The organism is Dactylosporangium sp. NPDC050688, assembly GCF_040654515.1.
Taxonomy (GTDB): Bacteria; Actinomycetota; Actinomycetes; order Mycobacteriales; family Micromonosporaceae; genus Dactylosporangium.
The window spans coordinates 1-18,167 of record NZ_JBFAIC010000118.1; the positions used below are offsets into that span (position 1 = coordinate 1).

At 72.0% G+C, this 18,167-nt stretch carries 14 protein-coding genes; 9 read left to right on the forward strand and 5 right to left on the reverse strand.

The window, feature by feature from the left end; all coding sequences use genetic code 11:
• Positions 1 to 1,383 (forward strand): NAD-glutamate dehydrogenase domain-containing protein (locus tag AB0H83_RS49740; RefSeq protein ID WP_360110328.1); only part of this gene is annotated, 1,383 nt, incomplete at its 5' end.
• A gap of 64 nt (positions 1,384 to 1,447) precedes the next feature.
• Here AB0H83_RS49740 and AB0H83_RS49745 read toward each other — a convergent pair.
• Complete coding sequence (locus tag AB0H83_RS49745) at positions 1,448 to 1,990, reverse strand: hypothetical protein (protein ID WP_360110331.1); 543 nt, start codon at positions 1,988 to 1,990, stop codon at positions 1,448 to 1,450.
• Positions 1,991 to 2,351: 361 nt separating this feature from the next.
• Between AB0H83_RS49745 and AB0H83_RS49750 the strand changes: the two genes are divergently transcribed.
• From AB0H83_RS49750 to AB0H83_RS49760, 3 genes are read left to right on the forward strand one after another with little or no spacing between them, the layout of a single operon-like run.
• Positions 2,352 to 3,227, forward strand: a complete 876-nt coding sequence (locus AB0H83_RS49750) for a hypothetical protein (protein WP_360110334.1) — start codon at positions 2,352 to 2,354, stop codon at positions 3,225 to 3,227.
• Between the two features lie 14 nt (positions 3,228 to 3,241).
• Entirely contained in the window at positions 3,242 to 3,838 is a 597-nt protein-coding gene (locus tag AB0H83_RS49755; RefSeq protein ID WP_360110337.1) for an ATP/GTP-binding protein, read from the forward strand.
• Complete coding sequence (locus AB0H83_RS49760) at positions 3,835 to 4,260, forward strand: roadblock/LC7 domain-containing protein (RefSeq protein ID WP_360110340.1); 426 nt, start codon at positions 3,835 to 3,837, stop codon at positions 4,258 to 4,260. Before AB0H83_RS49755 ends, AB0H83_RS49760 begins: the two co-directional genes overlap by 4 nt.
• 15 nt (positions 4,261 to 4,275) lie before the next feature.
• Here AB0H83_RS49760 and AB0H83_RS49765 read toward each other — a convergent pair whose 3' ends face one another.
• The gene (locus AB0H83_RS49765) at positions 4,276 to 4,893 is read right to left on the reverse strand and encodes a protoglobin domain-containing protein (protein ID WP_360110343.1); all 618 of its coding nucleotides are present in this window, start codon (positions 4,891 to 4,893) and stop codon (positions 4,276 to 4,278) included.
• Positions 4,894 to 4,919: 26 nt separating this feature from the next.
• A complete protein-coding gene (locus AB0H83_RS49770) occupies positions 4,920 to 5,285 on the reverse strand; it encodes a roadblock/LC7 domain-containing protein (RefSeq protein ID WP_360110346.1) in 366 nt (121 codons plus the stop codon).
• Between the two features lie 760 nt (positions 5,286 to 6,045).
• Here AB0H83_RS49770 and AB0H83_RS49775 point away from each other — a divergent pair.
• The 4 genes from AB0H83_RS49775 (at position 6,046) to AB0H83_RS49790 (ending at position 13,088) form a co-directional block, all read left to right on the forward strand.
• Positions 6,046 to 6,780, forward strand: coding sequence for an NUDIX domain-containing protein (locus tag AB0H83_RS49775; RefSeq protein ID WP_360110366.1), 735 nt, complete (start codon positions 6,046 to 6,048; stop codon positions 6,778 to 6,780).
• Between the two features lie 423 nt (positions 6,781 to 7,203).
• Positions 7,204 to 7,899, forward strand: coding sequence for a hypothetical protein (locus AB0H83_RS49780; RefSeq protein WP_360110349.1), 696 nt, complete (start codon positions 7,204 to 7,206; stop codon positions 7,897 to 7,899).
• Between the two features lie 175 nt (positions 7,900 to 8,074).
• Positions 8,075 to 10,963 (forward strand): BTAD domain-containing putative transcriptional regulator, encoded by a 2,889-nt coding sequence (locus AB0H83_RS49785; protein ID WP_360110352.1) that lies wholly within the window; start codon positions 8,075 to 8,077, stop codon positions 10,961 to 10,963.
• Between the two features lie 361 nt (positions 10,964 to 11,324).
• Positions 11,325 to 13,088, forward strand: a complete 1,764-nt coding sequence (locus AB0H83_RS49790; RefSeq protein ID WP_360110355.1) for a hypothetical protein — start codon at positions 11,325 to 11,327, stop codon at positions 13,086 to 13,088.
• A 106-nt stretch (positions 13,089 to 13,194) separates the two neighbouring features.
• Here AB0H83_RS49790 and AB0H83_RS49795 read toward each other — a convergent pair whose 3' ends face one another.
• Together AB0H83_RS49795 and AB0H83_RS49800 are read right to left on the reverse strand one after the other, a co-directional pair.
• Positions 13,195 to 14,715 (reverse strand): 5'-methylthioadenosine/S-adenosylhomocysteine nucleosidase, encoded by a 1,521-nt coding sequence (locus AB0H83_RS49795; protein WP_360110358.1) that lies wholly within the window; start codon positions 14,713 to 14,715, stop codon positions 13,195 to 13,197.
• The gene (locus AB0H83_RS49800; RefSeq protein WP_360110361.1) at positions 14,712 to 17,360 is read right to left on the reverse strand and encodes a tetratricopeptide repeat protein; all 2,649 of its coding nucleotides are present in this window, start codon (positions 17,358 to 17,360) and stop codon (positions 14,712 to 14,714) included. The genes AB0H83_RS49795 and AB0H83_RS49800 overlap by 4 nt, the downstream gene beginning before the upstream one ends.
• Before the next feature lie 494 nt (positions 17,361 to 17,854).
• On the opposite strand from AB0H83_RS49800, the gene AB0H83_RS49805 reads away from it, so the two are divergent.
• Positions 17,855 to 18,040, forward strand: coding sequence for a hypothetical protein (locus AB0H83_RS49805; protein WP_360110364.1), 186 nt, complete (start codon positions 17,855 to 17,857; stop codon positions 18,038 to 18,040).
• Positions 18,041 to 18,167 lie beyond the last annotated feature (127 nt).

Below are 18,167 nucleotides of genomic sequence, written 5' to 3' on the forward strand. Positions count from 1 at the left end.
GGCGGCGGCCGCATCGCCACCGACTTCATCGACAACTCCGCCGGCGTCGACTGCTCCGACCACGAGGTCAACATCAAGATCCTGCTCGACCGCGCGGTCGTTGACGGCGCGCTCGACCCGAAGGACCGCAACGCGCTGCTCGCCGAGATGACCGACGAGGTCGGCGAGCTGGTCCTGCGCGACAACTACGACCAGGCCACCGCGCTGGGCGACGCCCTCGCGCAGTCCCGGCCGCTGCTGCCGGTCTACAAGCGGCTCATCGCCGAACTGGAGCGCCGCGGCCAGCTCGACCGCACCTTGGAAGAGCTGCCGACCGACGAGGAGCTCGACTCCCGCGCCGCGCTCGGCGTCGGCCTGACCTCACCGGAGTTCGCCGTCCTGCTGTCCTACGTGAAGATCGGCCTCGAGCACGAGATCCTCGACTCCGGCCTCCCCGACGAGGAGTGGACCAACGCGGTACTCGTCGACTACTTCCCGACCCCGCTGCGCGAGCGGTTCGCCGAGGCGATGGCCGAGCACCCGCTGCGCCGCGAGATCGTCACCACAGCCGTGGTCAACGAGGCCGTCAACCGCGGCGGCCCATCGTTCTTCCACCGCGCGGCTGAGGAGACCGGCGCAGGCGCCGCCGACATCCTCCGGGCATTCGTGGTGATCTGGGACGTGTACGGGCTGGGCGAGCTCCGCCGTGCCGTCGAGTCCCTCGACAACCAGGTCCCGGCGGAGGCGCAGACGGTGGTCAACCTGAAGACCTGCCGGCTGCTCGACCGGGGGGTCCGCTGGCTGGTCTCCAACCGGCGCCTGCCGATCGACGTCCCCGGCGAGATCGCCCGCCTGCGCCCCGGCATCTCGCGTCTGCTGCCGCAGCTGGAGGCGCTGTTCCACGGCCAGGAGCGCAGGGCGCTGCACACCGACGCGGCCACACTGCACGGGCTGGGCCTGCCGCCGGAGATCGCCGGCATGACCACCCGGATCATGTACAGCTTCGGTCTGCTCGACATCGTCGAGGTCGCCTCGCAGACCAGCCAGGACGTCAACGAGGTGGCCACGGTCTACTACGTGCTGTCGGAGCGGTTCCGGGTCCGCGACCTGCTGACGAAGATCTCCGACCTGCCCCGCGAGGACCGCTGGCAGACGCTCGCCCGCATGGCGCTGCGTGACGACCTGTACGCCGCTCTGGCCGCACTGACGGCGGAGGTCCTCAACGCCACGACCCCCGACGACGACGCCGAGACCCGCGTCCACGAGTGGGAGCAGAGCAACGCCACCTTGATCGCCCGCACCCGCAACGCCATCGGCGAGTTCGGCGATTCCCCGGGCGACCTGGCCGCCATCTCGGTGCTGCTCCGCCAGATCAGAACGCTGGTCCGCACCTCCGCCGCCTGACCGTCGTTCGCCGGGTCCCGCCCCGCCGGCGACGCCGGGAACGTTGCCAACGTTGCCGCGGACGTCAGCGCAGGGGCTGCTGCGTACCCGCTTCGTGCCCGGTCGTCCTGGACAGTTGTCTGGCTATCAGCGCGTCGCGCTCGGCCAGGATCGCCTGCAGGCGCGTGGTGCGGTTGCGCTCCTCGGCGAGTTGCAGTTCCTGGTGTTGCACGGCGGACTTCGCGGTGCGCAACTCTTCCTCGAGGAGTTTGATGTGCTCATTGTGGGCCGCGATCGTCGACTCCAGCGCCTCGATCGCCGCCGTCTCCAGCCGACCGATCTCGACGTCCTTGCTGTCGGCGAGGCTGGCGAGGGCGGCCCGCAGCTGCAGGATCTCGGCCCGCGACCCCCGCAGCGCAATCTCGGCCCGCGACGCACGCAGCTGCTCCTCGCGCTCGTCGAGCACCGTCTGCACGTCCTCGGCGCCGCCGCGGGCCTCGTCGGCCTCGCCGCGGGTGCCGGCACGGCCGTGCGGTCGGGTGAACCGCCCGACGAGGATCCCGATGACCACTCCGAGCCCGAGAAGTAAGGCGGCCGGGCCCGCGAGGGAGCCGAAATCACCGAACATCAACGGCCCTCTCGACGAAAATACCGGCAGCCGGAGTCAAGACGGTACACGCCGGGCAGCCGGGCCAAGAAATGACCTGGCCGGTCGATGACCGGATGTCACATTCCTAATTGTATTTCCATCGCTGCTATGCGTCATGTTCGCTGGTGCGGTCTGCTCCTTTTGGTTTGCCGCGCTCGCCGGGTTCGATATGGCCCGGTGACCAGAGCCGACCTGCCCTTGCGCTGGTGGGCGGCTTGATGTCAATATCCGACGTCGCCACGAAGACTGGGAACCGGTCGCGACGGGTTCACAGCGGAGGACAAGACGTGCCGGACATCCAACCGCAGTGGCAATTCGACCGCACCCGGACGGACGTCCCGTGATCGACAGCCGTATCCGGTCCGCTCTCGGGCAACTCATTCACAAGTGCGGCGAATCGGCCCGGCCCACCATGCTTGTTCCCGACGCGGCACTGCCGTTGCGGCTCCTCGTCGCCGACGGGCACCTGGTCGGGCTCGACTGCGGAAGCGCGCTCTGCGTGCGGGGACTGGCCCACGACCTCCAGGCGCTGCTGGTGGCGTCCGCCGCGGCGACGGATCCCGCGCCGGTCCCGGCGACGGCGCAGCTCATCGAACGGTCCCGGGGACCGATGCGATCGCCGGTGGCCGAGGCCGTCGCCGTCTGCGAGGCCGCGGTCGCCCGAGATGTCGCCGTCCCGCACGCGTGGATCGACCTGCACGCGCAGATGGTCCTCGGTCCGGGGCCCGATCCCGGCGAGCGGATCATCCTGGGTCACCACGAATGGCGGGCCGTCAGGCTGCTGCTGCTGGGTGGGCTGCCGGCCGTGGCGGCCGGCAACGCATGGCACCTCGCCGCACAGGTCCTGCGCAGCCGGAGCGTCGTGGTGGCCGGAACCGAGAACTGCCCGGCGCTCACCCGCCGGCCCGCGGCTGATGCCTTGAGCGCTCCCGCGCCGCCGCTGTGGCCGATCCGGGTACCGGGGGCCACGCTCGCCGGTCAGGACGAGACTCCGGTCTACCGCGGCGCCGCGGCGGTCGAGGGGGCGTTGCGTGGTGAGCTGGCGGAGGTACGGCGCCAGGCAGCCACGGAGGCGGTCGAGGCACCGTCGGGCGGTGAGCTGGCCGAGATACGGCGCCAGGCGACCGCGGCCGCGGTCGCCGCCCCGATGGCGGGCCAGCCGGCCGTCGGTACCGACGTGCTGCGCCGCATCATCGATCGTCTCAAGAAGCTGTGAAGGCGGCGCCGGACATGAGCGCAACTCCCGCGACCTCGGTCAAGATCGTCGTAGCCGGTGCCTACGCCGCGGGCAAGACCACGTTCATCCGCAGCGTGGCCGACGGCGGGGTCGTCTCGACGGAGACCGTCCCCAGCGACGGCTCCGGGACGAAGGCGACCACGACGGCGGCGATGGACTTCGGGCGGCTCGCCATCGACGAGGGGTCCGGTGCCGGCCGCACGGAGCTGCTCCTCTTCGGGATGCCGGGTCAGGCCCGGTTCGAGTTCATGTGGCGCATCCTCGTCCAGGGCGCCCTCGGGTACGTCCTGCTGGTCGACGCCAGCAAGCCCGAGACGTGGAGGGAGACGGTCGTGATCGATGCCACCCTCGCGATGGGGGCCCGGCTTCCCCGCGTGGTCGCGGTCAACCGCACCGGCCCGGAACAGGATCTGCACCAGATCGCCGAGACCCTGGGCATCGAACCGGAGGTCCCGATCGTCGTCTGCGATCCCCGTGACCGCTCGTCCGCCCTCGAGGTACTGCTGACGCTGTTCCTCGAGATCGCCGGGCGCGAGCCACCGGCCGCCGGCGACGGCGTGGCGGTAACTGCTACCGGAGGATGGAAATGACGTCTGCCCCGCGCCCGGACCGCCCGCCAGCCACCGGACAGATCGCCCAGGTGCTGGCGCGCCTGCGGGCCGAGGTGCCCCTGGTGCGGCGGGTCATGCTCTCGACCAGCGACGGGCTGCCCCTGGTCGACGGCGACCGCGCGCAGAGCGAGCCGCACGAGGCCGCGATGACGGCCACGATCCTGGCCCTCGGCAGCCAGGTGGGCTCGACGGTGGGCGGAGGGGTCTTCATCGACTGCGTCATCCGGAGCACCGAGGCCGTCGTGTGCGTGCTGGCCGTCGCGGACCGCCACGTCATGGCGGTGACCGCCGACGCGGGCGTCAACCTCGGCCTGCTGCTGCAGCAGAGCCGGCTGACGGCCGAGCAGCTTGTCCCGCTCGTCCCCGCCCCGAAGCCGGCCATGCAACGCTCGACAACCTGACCTGCCGGCGCGGCGTCAGCCGCGCATCTCCTTGCGCGCCTCCCGCAGGGCCGACGCCGCCTCCTGGTCGCACAGCCGCTTGAGCAACGACTTCTGCATGCCCGCGACGTTGTACATCGCCGACACCACCGCCTCGTCGTATCCGTGCGCGATGACCGCCCCGACCGTCGCGCGCAGCCGGCTGAAGGCCCAGCTGAGCTCGAAGACCTCGGCGTTCGTGGCGGCCGCGTCCGGTGACGCGGCCGCGGCCTCGGCCGCGATCTTGGGCAGGCGGTCGATCACGAACCGCGCGAAGTAGTCCGTCATCGCCAGCATCATGGGGTTGCTCACCCCCCGGACCACGTGGACCAGGCCGACCATCGCCATCCAGGCGAAGTAGTCGTCGTCCAGGGGGCCTTCCAGCGTCCGTCGCCACCAGTTCGCCAGCGTCGCCTCACGGTCGGGCCGCTCCCCGTCGTGGAAGATGGCGGCCGTCGGTGGATGGGCGTAGACCGTTTCGTAGAAGCCACTGACGAATTCCGGCTCGAGCGGCAGAATGCTCGCGCAGTACTTGTGGATCAGCGCACTGTCCTGCGGCCGGAACCGGAATTCCGGCGGCATCTGGTCAACGGCCGCGCGGGCGACGACGTACATGTTCTCCATGTGACAAGCTCCAACGTCTACTTGAGGACTTGGCTGATCTGGGCGGAGGCGGCGCGTGCTTCGATACGCATGAGGCCCAGATTGGAGTTGATGGGGCCGGACATGACGAGGACGGCGGATTCCCCGGCACCGTAGACGACCAGGTAGCCGTAGTCGCCGCGGGCGACGGTCTCCATGAGGCCGCCGAGATGCGCGCGATCGGTGATGCGCTGGCCGAGGCCGAGCGCAACCGCGGCCATCGCCGCCATGTTCTCCGCCTCGGCCTCCGGGAAATCGTGGGCGAGGGATAGGCCGTCCGTCGACGCGATCATCACGCCGTGCAATTCCGGGATCGCGCGTCGAATCCCCGCAATGACGCGTAACAGGTCGTCCTGCTTACTCATACTTGATGCTCCGTCCGTCCTGACTCGGTGCCGCCCGACAGGGCCGAGGCGTCGTGGTTGGATGTCGTGAGAATGCTCGTCGAACACCGGGATCGGGCGGGTGTCCACCATTGGATCCCGCTCGATGTCTGCTGGACCTTGCGCTTTGTCTTCTGGACCCTGCGCTATTTCCGGTCCGGGATCGCCGGTCGCGGTCTCGCCGGGCTCCCCGACTGACGGGCCCCCGGCGCGTTGCCGACGACGCCCCCCAAACCAGCCGGCATACCTCGACCGGCGTCCAGATCCGGTCGATTCGCCGTTCTGGTCGGGCATCCGTCACGTCCCCTCCTCCATTGTGGAACATCGCACCGATTCCCGGATCACGTTGCGACGCCAGCAATCCGTAGGACCTTGGCATCAACCCGCCACCGGCGCAAGCGTGCGTTCACCCTGGCCGGCGACGAGATCGACATCGGGCGAATAACGAAAGAAAGGACGCAGGTAGGCACCTGCGGATATCACCGAAAGCGACAACGGGAGTACGAAAAAAGATGTGACGGAATTGCCCGGCCTGCCATTTCCGGCCAGGCTCCACAGATCAGGCTAGGCCGTGACAGACCGGGGCGTTGTCAAAATCCCCGGGCCGATGCGTCGCCGCGGCGAGGAGTCGCAGACGGCGGCCATTGCTCAGCGATCCGCGCGGCCGCCGCCCGGCGGGTCCGGCGCGCCACGCACCTCGATCCGCCATTCATGTCAAGGCGACATTAGATATGCTGGCGCGGTGGCTTCCAAGACTGGCACCAGCGATCGGACCCACGTTCAACTCCGGCTCACCGTCGACCTGGTGATCCTGACGGTGCGCGACGGCGCGCTGCAGGTGCTGCTGGTCGAGCGCGGCAACGCGCCGTTCCGGGGGCGGCCGGCCCTTCCGGGCGGCTTCCTGCGGCCCGACGAGGACATTCGCGACGCGGCGGTCCGTGAGCTTGCCGAAGAGACCGGCCTGAATGGTGACGCACTGCCGCTGCGTCAGCTGCGGGTGTTCGGCAGGCCCGACCGCGACCCGCGGGGACGGATCGTCACCGTGCCCTATCTCGCGATCGCACCCAACCTCCCGCCGCCGATCGCCGGCTCGGATGCGACGACGGCCAAGTGGTGGCCGGTGGACGCCCTGGACAAGGACGGCACCTCGCTCGCCTTCGACCACGACGACATCCTGCGGCTCGCGATCGACGAAGCCGGCCGCGAGCTCGAGGACACCACCGTCGCAACCGCCTTCTGCGGCGACACATTCACCATCGGCGAGCTGCGCAGGATCTACGAGTTGATCTGGGGGCAGGCGCTGGACCCTCGCAACTTCAACCGGAAGGTCACCAAGGCCGACGGCTTCCTCGAGCCGGTCGGGACCCGCCCGAGCCGTGAGCCGGGCCGGCCGGCGATGCTCTACCGGGCCGGGCCGGCCAAGCGGCTGTATCCGCCGATGCTGCGCCCCAACGGGAGCGAGGAAGGGGCCTCGTAGTGCAGGGCCGCGTCGGTTCGTCCGGGAACGGTCACGGTAGCCGGCGCCGGGCCGTTGGCGGCGGGTCCGGCCGTCGCCGGCTCGGGTCGTGGTGCGGCTGCTCCTCGCGGGTGGTGCCTGTTCGCCGACATCGGTGACCGGCAGGTGCGGTCGAAACTCGTCACCGGCCGGCAGCCGCTGCCGGTGTGCGACCCGACCGGCGGTGCCCTGCGTCAGGCCCGCCAGCGGCCTGGAGTGGTCCTCGTGCGGGCGTTGTTCGATCTGCCCACGCCACGGCTCAGCGCGCCGCCGACCCGCGGCGCCCGCGCGACGCGGTGTTCGACCTGGCACATCAATGAGATTGACATCCTCCCGAATATTAACGTCTACTAGACATTAATTGCCGCGCGGACCACCGGACCCACGCGGGCTGGAGGGATCGCCATGCACGAGTTCGTGATGGGCATCGCCACCTCGATGACCGCCTCGTTGATCGCGGTGCTGCTGAGCTGGTCGAGCACGAGGGCCGGGCGCCGGTGGCTGATGCGCAGGCTGTCCAACCTGTCCGGCTCGGGCCTGCACGATGCCCACCGGCAGCAGCGCCTGGCCGGCGAGACGCTGCGGGCGGACCTGGGTCGGGCCCGGTGGGTCAAGGTCATGACCGGCCGCGGCAACGAGATCACCCGGGAGACGTTCCAGTCGGTGTGGCAGAACGCCGGCAGCAGGATCGAGTCGGTCCAGGTCCTGCTGCCCCAGCCCGACGCGACCTGGCTGGGGCGCCGCGCGAGCGAGGTCACCCGGCACGACCCGGGCTTCGCCGAGGACCTGCTGCGCATCCAGGTGATCGGCAACATCCGGTACGTGGCTGCCCACGCGGCCCGCGCCGACCAGGTCGAACTCCGGCTGTTCGACCTGCCGCACACCGCCCGGGTGGTCATCACCGATCGGGTCGCCTACCTGACGCCCTACGCCGCGCACGAGCACGGCAGGTCGTCGCCGTGTCTCGTGTACGGCAACCCGAGCGCGATGTACGAATACTGCCTGCGGCTGTTCTCGGTCGCCTGGGACTCGGCCACGGCGGCCCCTCCCGCCCTCACCCAGCGTGATACGCGCAGCGGCATCGGCGCCGGAGGGCCGTAGCGATGACCGCCCGGAACGGGCCGATCACTCCTGGCCACCCCGTAATGCAAACCTTCCGGCAGCCTACCGGCGGCCTGTCGGGACGCTTACCAACAGTGGCTACGTCCGGTCACGCGGCGTAATTTGCGTCTGCGGGGGTCATGTTCGGACACGACATCCAAACGGAGACGCGCCGATGAGCATACGAATCCGCCTGCTGGGTCATGCGTCGATCGAGCCCGCGAGCGGCCCGCCCCTGGCGGTCCGCAACGGCGAACTGTACATCCTGGCGCTCCTTGTCCTGCGTGCCGGCAGTGTCGTCCCGAACGCCGACCTGGAGCGGTTCTGGCAGGGCAGGCCCTCGAAGACCACGCAGGTGCAGAAGCACATCGGCTATCTGCGCATGAAGCTCGGCAAGGCCGGATGCGGGAAGATCGTCACCGTCACGAAGCAGGGCTACCGCCTGCAGATCGATGAGACGGCCGTCGACCTGCTCGTCTTCCTCCGGTCGCTGCTGGACGCCGCCGAGGCACGCAGGTCACGGGAGCACGACGTCGAGCGGGCGCACCTCTACGACGCGCTACGGCAGTGGCAGGGTCCGCGCTTCGGCGGCACCGTCGAACCCTTGATCGCGGCGCTCGGCGCCGAGCCGGAGCGGCACCGCAGGGAGGCCGTCATCCGCCTCGCCGAACTCGAGCACGGCGAGCCGGACGAGCTGCTGAGCCATCTCCGGGCAACGTTCACGGCCGACCCGGCGGACGGACGGGTGTGCCTGTGGCTCATGCTGACGCTGTACCGCACCGGCCACGGCACACCGGAGGCCCTGCGGCACTACGAGACGCACAGCGATGCGCTGGCGGGGCTCTACGGCAAGGACCCCGACGGCCCGCTGACCGAGCTGAAATGGGCGATCGCGCGCGACGACCGGGAAGCGGTCGACCGCGCCCACGGGGCGCGCCGGCACGACGCCGCGGCCGCACCACCGCGGCAGCTGCCGCCGAACCCGGCCGAGTTCGTCGGCCGGCAGGACCTGGTGGATCACGCCAAGTGGCTGCTGACCCCACAGGCGCCGCAGACCCCGCCGATCGTCGTGATCACCGGATCCGCGGGCACGGGCAAGACCGCACTCGCCCGGCGGGTCGCCCACCTGCTTCGCAGCCGGTTCCCGGACGGGCATCTGCACCTCGAACTCGGCGGCACCGGACCGCAGCCGCTGCCGGCTGCCGAGGCGATGGCCAGGGTCCTGCGCGCGTTCAACGTACCGAAGGTGCCCCATGCCTACGACGAGCGTCTTGCCCTGTACCGCACCACGCTCGGCGACCAGCGGGTCCTGCTGTTCCTCGACGACGCCGCAGACGAGGCTCAGGTGCGGGACCTCATCCCCGGCAGCCCGAACAGCGCCGTGCTGATCACGGCCAGGTGCCGGCTGCCCGGTGTCGCCGGTGCGGAGCACCTGCCCGAACTCGGCCCGCTGCCGCTGGACGACGCCCAGCGCCTGTTCGACCGGATCGTGCGGCGCTGCGAGCCGCAGGCACCCGCGGAGAGCGACGCGGTGGCGCTGATCGCCGAGCTGTGCGGTGGCCTGCCGCTGGCGGTCGTCATCGCCGCGATGATCCGGTCCGGCCACCCCGGAGTCACCACCGCCGAGGTCGCCGAGCTGATCTCCGCGCAGCGCATCGACGCGCTGACCTGGCAGGACCAGAGCGTGGCCGCCTGCATCGACGCGGGGAGCAAGCGGCTCACCGAGCGCGCCCGGCAGGTCTTCGCCGGTCTCGGCCTGCTGGAGCTGGCCGAGTTCGACGGCTGGACGGCGGATGCGGTCCTCGGCGCCGACGCCGGCACCGCCCTCGACGAACTGGCTCGGATCGGGTTGCTGACGACCGTGGGGGCCGGCCGCTACCGGTTTCACGAACTGACCCGGCTGGCCGCGCGCAACAAGGCCGAGCAGCGGTTCGACGAGCCGGCCCGGCGCGCCGTCATGGAACGGGTCTACGGCACACTCACGGTCCTGGCCCGCAGCGCACACCGGGGCATCTACGGCGGCAACTTCGAGATCGTGCACCCGGAGATGTCCCTGCCGCACGTGCCCGCCGGCCTTCTGCAAGCGGCGCAGGCCGCTCCGGCCAGCTGGTTCGAGACCGAACGCGCCAACCTGGACCGGGCGGTCCGGCACGCCGCCACGCTGGGCATGACCGGCATCGCGTGGGACCTCAGCATCACCGCACACGAGTTCTGCAACATCCACGGGTGCCTGGCCGACTGGGTGCCCACCCATCAGGTGGCGCTGAGAGCCGCCGCGACGGCCGGCGACCGGCGGGGCGAGGCCGCGATGCTGTCGGTGCTGGGGCAGCCGGCCGTGCTGGACACCCGCCGCGACGGGGTCTCCGACATCACGGCCCTGCGCCGGTCGGTCACACTGTTCCGCGAGCTCGCGGACCCGCACGGTCTCGCGTTCGCGCTGCGGACCCTGGGCAACAACCTGCGCCGCGCCGGCGACTTCGCGGCGGCACTCGAAGCGTTCACCGAGGCGAGGACCGGCTACGAAGCGGCCGGCGACGAGGTCGGGCGGTGGCAGGTGGAGCGGTACATCGGCCAGTGCCATCTCGATCTCGGCGATCCCGACACCGCACTGCGGTACCTGACGGACGCGGCGGATCGGGCCGGGCAGATCGGCGAGGCCCGGCTGAGGGCGCAGAGCGCGTACTGGCTCGGCTGCGCGGAACTGGCCCGCGGCCGCCGGGGCCGGGCGGACGAGCACTTCCGGTATGTGGAGGAGGAGGCGGCGGGCAGCGGCGACCTGATCGGCCGGGCGAGGGCACAGCTCGGCCGGGCGGACGTGGCCCGGCTCGACGGCGACCCGGTCGGCGCGCTGGACCTGCTGCAACGAGCGCTGCACCTGGCGCGCCGCGGTGCCGGCGACGCGGTGCTCGAGGGCCGCATCCACCTGTCACTGGCGGACGTTGCGCCGCGGCGTACCGACCGGGCCGAGCACCTGCGGGCGGCCGCCGACTGCTTCTCCACCGGCCACGCCGCCCACCTTCACGACCGGGCAGTCGCGGCACTGGCCAGTCTGGGCAGCTCCTGAGCGTCGCACCACCATCGTCGGTGGTAGATCAAAGGCAGGGCGCCGGTAGGCCACCCGATCGAGACTGAGCAGCAGGCAGATGACCGGCGAAACGCCGATCCGTCCCCGATGTTTTCCGGACACGCACCGGCACCGGGTGGTCGCCTGGGCCTGCCCCTCGACCTAGGGAGCTCCAGTGCAGTCTCGTCCAGATCCGACACCGGCGCCCGGGATGGTGGCCGGATGCGCGCAGCCGTCGTGGCGGGCGTGTCGCGTCGCGGCGCGATCGGTGCGTGCCGCGGAGTTCGGTCACGAAGCCATCGACCTGATCCGCCCGAAAGGGGCGTCTGGAATCTTCCGGGCGCGCGCCCCGCTCCCCTTGATGTTGTACGTCGCCGCTCGCGACGGCCGGTTGATCTGGCGCGGCCCCGGATCGTTCGCGCTGCTGCTGCCGCCGGCGGACGCGGTCGTGCGGCATCCGCCCGGCGCCCGGCTCGGGCTCCTGCGCGCGCTCGACCGGCGCTGGGAGGTCCTGGCGACGGCGGCGCCGCCCGGCGTCGCGTTGCTGGCCGCGCTGCCGCTCGTCGCCTGGGTCGACGCCGCCGCCGGACAGCTGCTGATCGTCACCACGGTCCTGTACCTGGCCGTGTTGACCGCCCAGCTGGTCGTGTCCCGCCGCCGGCATCTCCACTGTGCCCCGCCCCGTCCGCACCGCCCGGCCGGCGTGGCCCCGGCCGCCTGCCTCCCGCGCGAGCGGTGGTCGATGGTCCTGTGTCACGAGACGGATCAGGACCACGCCGACGAGTTGCTGCGCGCGGTCGACCGGCACCTGTCCCGGCTGATCCGGCTGGACCTGCAGCGCAGGGGCGACAACCGCGGCGCGGCACTGCTGGGCTCGACCGCCCCCGAGACCCTGGCCTGCCGGCGGGCCGGGGTCACGACCGTCCCGATGCGGGCGCGGGTCGCCCGCTGGTCCGGCGGCGAAATGGCGGACCCCGCGGCGCTGCGGGCGACGGCGGGGGGCACCCACAGGCCGCAGCGCTTCGCCTTCTGGTTCTTCGCCGGCGCGACCGCCCTGGTGCTCGTCATGGCGGCCTTCGTGCCGAGCTGGGAGCGGGCCGCGTGCGAGGGCACCGGGTGCGCCGGCCGCCCGACGTCCTACCCGTCGGCACTGCGCTGGCTCGCCCAGCGCCTCTCCTTCACCGATCCACCGGGGCTGTCACCAGGGTCCTCCCAGGCATGGGGCATCGGCTGGTTCACGAGCCTGCTCACGCCGGTCGGCGTCTGCGTCCTGACCGCCGCCGTCATCATCCGCTTCCACAGAGCGAGGAGGACCGAATTGACACGAATCCGCGCGACCGACGATGTCCTGCACCAGGCCACCACCGTCCTGCTGATGGTGGCCACGACGACCGAACGGACCGCCGTCCTGGCCGCGGTCGGCAAGGTCACCGGCGTCGAACCCGAGGTGCAGTTCGTCCAGAGCCAGACGGTGTTCCGGCTCGGCCGGATCTCCAACGCCGACATCCTGCTCGTCCAGACCACCCCGGGCGCGGTGGGGCCCAGTTCGGCCGCCATCACCGCGGCGGCGCTGATCCAGACGGTCACACCCGACTACATCATCCTGACCGGGCTGTGCTTCGGGCTGCGCCCCCGCACCCAGGAGCTCGGCGACGTGATCGTGAGCGCCCAGATGCGGGCCATCGACCACCGCAAGGTCGTCGACCACGGCGACGACCGGCCGCCGATGACCCTGGTCCGCGGCGACCTCGTCTCCGCGTCAACCCGGCTGACCAGCAGCTTCACGATGCTGGCGTTCGACTTCGACGACACGAAGGTGCACTACGGGACGATGCTCTCCTCGAGCACGCTGGTGAACTCCAGACAGCTCGTCGACGAGCTCCTCCGGATCGACCCGGAGGCACAGGGCGGTGAGATGGAGGGCGCCGGCGTCTACGCGGCCGCGGCGCCGGAGAAGACCGACTGGATCATCGTCAAGGGCATCTGCGACTGGGGTCACGGCAAGACCGATGACGCACAGCGGCTGGCCGCCGCGAACGCCGCCGCTTTCGTCGTCCACGTGATCCGTCACGGCGCCATGGACGAGTCCCCGCGCCGCCGTGCAGCGGCGGTAGGCCAGCGGTAGGCGCCACCGCGAGACTCAATGTGGGGGACCTGGCTGGCGGCGGCTGCCGCCGGCAGGGAGAGGGGGACGGGCAGGGCCGCATCGCGGCCCTGCCCGTTTACCGTGCTCATGCGTTCCGGAACGCCGCCAGCAGCCGCTCGGTGAGTTCCTCGGCAACGTCGGCGGCGTGGTCGACCAGGTCGTCGAACGGCAGCGCGTCGTCGGCCGGCGGCCGCAGATCTCCCAGGCGCGGCGACGCGCTGCTGCGGGGCATCGAGGACACGCTGCCCTCGGCCATCAGGCCGGCGCCGCTCGTCCCCACCGCCGGCACGACCCGGCCCGTGGCCCGTCCGTCGACGGCGACCAGCAGGTCGATCATGCGGGTGAGCCGCGGGACCAGGTCGGCCTTGTCCAGGACCGCTCCCATCATGTCGGCGGGCAACGGGCACCAGGCGGACAGCTGCCCGTCACGCGTCACGGCGAGTCCCGCCGGACCCGACCGGTATTCGGTGACCTCGGCCCACGCCAGCTGGGCCGTTGCGCCCACGTCGACCCGTTCGGCCTGGCCGAAGTGGCCCCTGGACCGGCCGAGCACCCTGAGCTCGTCGGCGGCTGCGGCCAGCCGGCGGACCTCGAGCCGGCCGGCGCCGCCATCCGGCACCAGGTGCAGCTCGATCGCACTGCGCCCCATGCCGGCGGACCGGATCAGGTCCTCGCGCCACTGCACGTCCACCGGCTTCGTCAGCCGTTCCCAGCGCAGGCCCGCCGGGCGGCCCGGCCGCGGCCGATCACCGGACAGCGGCGGGTGGTTGACGATCGAGCCGTGCGCGACCACGTAGGCGACGCTGCCACCGTCCACAGTGGTGTACTGCACCGTCCCCGGCCCGGCCGGGCGGTCGCCGGCCGGCGAGGCGGCGCCCTGTCCGGCGAGCTGGGCCGCAAGGGCCATCGCGAACCCGGCCGCGTTCTCGGCTGCCTTCTGCTGCCAGCCCCGGCCGTCGGCGTGTTCCTTGCCGCCGTCGGCGAGGTCGCTGATCCCCCGCACGGTGGCGACCGGCATCGCGGTGAGATGCCCCGCGTGGGCGACGCCCGCGCTCTCCATCTCGATCGCCACCGCATCGCCGTAGGTGGTCCGTAGCTGCTCCGCCAGCGGGGTCGTGCGGGAGTTCAGCACCACCTCCCCGGCCGCGATGGGCTTGAAGTGCACCGGCGGGACCGGCCCGGGCCCCGGCCACCAGGTGACCGCGTTGTCCACGTAGCGGGCGAGCTGGTCGACCCGGTGCGCGATCTCCCACGCGCGCGGCCGCGGGCGGAACCCCGCGTCGGTCTCCTTCCCGCCGTGGAAGGAATAGATCTTGGTCGCCACGACGACGTCGCCCAGGCCGACGTCGTCCTTGAGACCGCCGGCAACGCCGACGAACAACACCGCGGCCGGCCGCAGCATCCCGATCGCGCGCTCCGTCAGCACCGCCGCGGCGACGTTGCCCTCGCCGACGACCGCCAACGCGACCGTGGCATCGCTGCCGGCGAGCCGGCCCACCTCGAACACCGTGCCGTGCTCATGGTCCTGGCGGCGCACGTCGGTCAGGTGTCTGCGGACTGCCCGGTATTCCACATTCAGCGCGGTGAGCACCACCACGGTCGTCACCGTTGCATCGTAGTGGCCCGGTGCAGCGCCTCGGCAACGACATCTCGGACCCGCTGCGCCGCCTGCAACCGGCGCTCATCAGGGGACCGCTGCCGCTGGTACAGCTCGATCGCCTCGGCCACCGCGCCCATCGCCTCGGTGAGCTGGACGCGACCGGCCGCCCGCACCGACGCGAACGTGGTCAGCCCGCCGGCCAGGTCCAGCAGGTGGGCATCCGGGTCCGCGGCGAACAGCTGCCGCCGGATGGCGAGGGACTCGTCCGCCGCCTCCAGCGCCGCCGGGATGTCACCCTGTTCGGTGTGGCGGGTGCCGAGGTTGCCCAGCACCATCGCGAGGGCCGGCAGGTGGGCCCGGGGGTTACCGGCCGCCAGCCGCCGGTACAGCTGCGCCGACTCGACGGTCACGTCGAGGGCCTCCGCCGGCCGGCCGGAGCTGGCCAGGACGTTGCCGACGTTGCCGAGGACCGCGGCGAGGGCGGGCAGGTGCGAGTCATCGGCGGCGGTGAGCCGGCGACGCAGGGCCACCGACTCGATCAGGACGCCGAGCGCTTCGTCGAACCGGTCGAGCTCGGCAAGCCGGCTGCCGAGGTTGCTCAACGACCGCGCGTGGTCCTGCAGATGTGCCACGGCGTCGTCGTCGACCAGCCGGCGGTAGAGGGCCTCGGCCTCCTGGGTGACCGCCAGCGCCTCGTCGAGCCGGCCGAGCCGGGCGAACAGGAGCCCGAGGTTCATGAGTGAGGACGCGAGCCCGGAACGCCGCTCCGGGTCCTCGTCGAGCAGCCGCCGGCGGATCTCGATGCTCTCCTGTGCCGGCGCGACGGCGTCCTCGGGATGGCCGAGCTCCCACAACAGGGTCCCGAGATTGTTCAGCGCGAGCGCCAGCGTCGGCAGCATGTCGTCGCGCCGCCCCGCGAGCCTGCGCCGGATCGCCACGGCCTCCTCCGCCGGCCCGCGGGCCTCCGCACGCCGGCCCAGCTCCGCCAGCGTCGTGCCGATGTTGTTCAGTGCCGCGGCGAGCACGGGAAGATACGTGTCCGGATCCCTGGTGCTCAGTCGCCGGTACCTGGTCGCCGCCTCGATGGTCGCGACCAGCGCGGCCTCGTGATGTCCCGCGATGCTCAGCCGCCACCCGTGATAGCCGTGCAGGCGCCCCTGGCGGGCCGGGTCGTCGGTCGTCGCGAGGTGATGCCCGGTCAGCCGGGTCACGACGGCGGCAACGCCCGCGTCGAGATCCGCGTGCGGTCCCGCGGGCAGCAGCGGCTCGACCGCCTCCAGCACCGCCAGGTCGAGGTCCTCGACGGCGGTCAACGCGGCGATGGCCGCGTTGCCGGCCCGCAGCAGCAGGTCAGGGCGGTCACGCAGCAGCGGGAAGAGGTGCCCGCCGCCGACGTGCGGCCAGCGCTGGGCGGCTGCGGCGAGGAACGTGACCGCTCGGGAGACGACGGCACCAGGTGTCGGGGTGCGGGTGTCGTCGAGCAGGAGCGGCAGGATCGACGCCGCCCACGGCCGGGCCGGATAGTCGAAGGGATGCCCGGGCAGGCTCAACGCGAGAAGGTCCTCGGCGAGCCGGTCCGGATACATCGGCTCCAGCACCTGATCCCCGGGGGCGGGGTAGGTGGCGGCGTGCTCGTCCAGCAGGCGGTCCGACGGCACCGGCAGGCCGAGCCGATCGAGCAGCGCCCGGCCGTCCGTGCGGGGCACCGCGCCGGTGAGCGCGGCGACGAAGACGACCTGACCGGCCGTGCCCGCCAGCGCGGCGTCCCCGGATTCCGACCGCGCCAGATGCTCCCGGTCGAGCAGGTAGACGGTGAGGCCGGCCATGTCCTGCGGCGGCCGCCTTCCTGTGACGTGTACGTCGACGGCGACCAGGGCGGCCATGTGCAACGCCAGGACCAGTCCCCGGTCCGCGGCGGCGAGCTGCCGGCCGTCGACGGTCCCGATGGCGGCAGCCGAGGGGTCCGTGAGCCCGTACCGGCGGGCGAAGCCGTCGCGGGCCGCGCGGAACATCTCGGCCCGTGCGGCCGGATCGACGGGCGGGAGCGGCTGGCGCGACGTCGACGCCTGCAGGTTCGCCAGCAGCGCGCGGACCGTAGGCCACCCGTCGTCGGTGCGGGCCAGGAACAGCACCCGGGTCAGCACGCCGGGCCGGTGCAGCAGCGCGTTGCCGAGCAGCGCCCGCAGGTGCGACAGCGGCCAGCGGTCCGCGTAGTCGACGATCAGCAGCAGTCCCGCCGCGTCATCGGTGGCCATGTCGTGCCCGCCCGGGGACGGGTGGACCGCGCCGGACCCGTGCACCGCCTCGACGACCTTCCAGCCCTCCGCCCGGCTCAGCGCCGCGAACTGCCCGGCGATCCGGGTCTTGCCCTGGCCGCCGGGGGCGTACAGCCACCGCGCGGAGAGCCGGCCAGGGCGCCCGCGCCACAGGCGCAGGTCCTCGAGCTCGTCGACGCGGCCGGTGAACGGGACCACCCCGAACCGGGCGTTGAGCATCCGGCTGGGCAGCTCCCGCAGCCAGCCGTCGTCGGTCTCGGGCGGCGGCGCCCAGGCCGCGAGCACATAGACGGGTGTGCCGTCGCCGTGCACGTGGATGTCGGCGCCCACGACGCCGTAGGCCGAGCCGTTGACCACCGTGATGTGCTGTGTCACGGCACCGCCTCCCGATCGTCGGCGAATCCTGGCACCGCCACGTCCTGGGCCGGCGCCGCGGTCAGCGACGGCCGGCTCGGGCGTCGGGTCAGCCTGTCACATCCGTTTCCCGGCTACCTCCGCGAAAAGGGCCTGCCGCGGCGCCGAACCGGCACGCGGCACCAGGAAAGGTCGGGGGGCGACCGTCCGTGCGGAAGCCATCGGCGACGGGTCAGTCGATCACCGGGTCGAGTAGCCGCACGCGGGTGGCCGGGCGGCAGTCCACCAGCCCGTCCATCATAAATGTCCTCTTGACATAAACCCCTGCCCGGGATTAATGTACAAGTGACACAAAGGTTGCCGGCAAGCACTTCTGGACCCTGTGTCGACGGCCGTCGATCGCGGCCAGGGAGTCACTTGCGAGCGGACGCGCCCGCCCACCGATTCGCGCATCTCGGACGGTGGAGCTCCCGTCAGACAGACGCTCCGACCAACCTCGTGGAAGGACACCCATCATGCGAACCCGTGCGCGCAAACTGCTGCTCGGCCTGCTCGCCGGCGCCGTGGTCCCGGCGGTGCTCGGCGCCGTCGGCGGCCTCGCCGCCCCGTCCGCGGGCCACGCGCCCGTCTTCGTGGCGAGCAGCCCGCCCGCCTGCCCGGCCGGCACCAACTGGGACGCCCTGCGCAAGCTCTGCGTCTGACCGGCCACCGCCCGGATGTGGCTGGCACCCTCAGGATCGTGCCGGGTGGGGTCGGATCCGACCCCACCCCGCAACCCGCGCCACCCGGGGCCGGGCGCGGCGGAGCGCCGGGTGGGCCCCCGGGCGC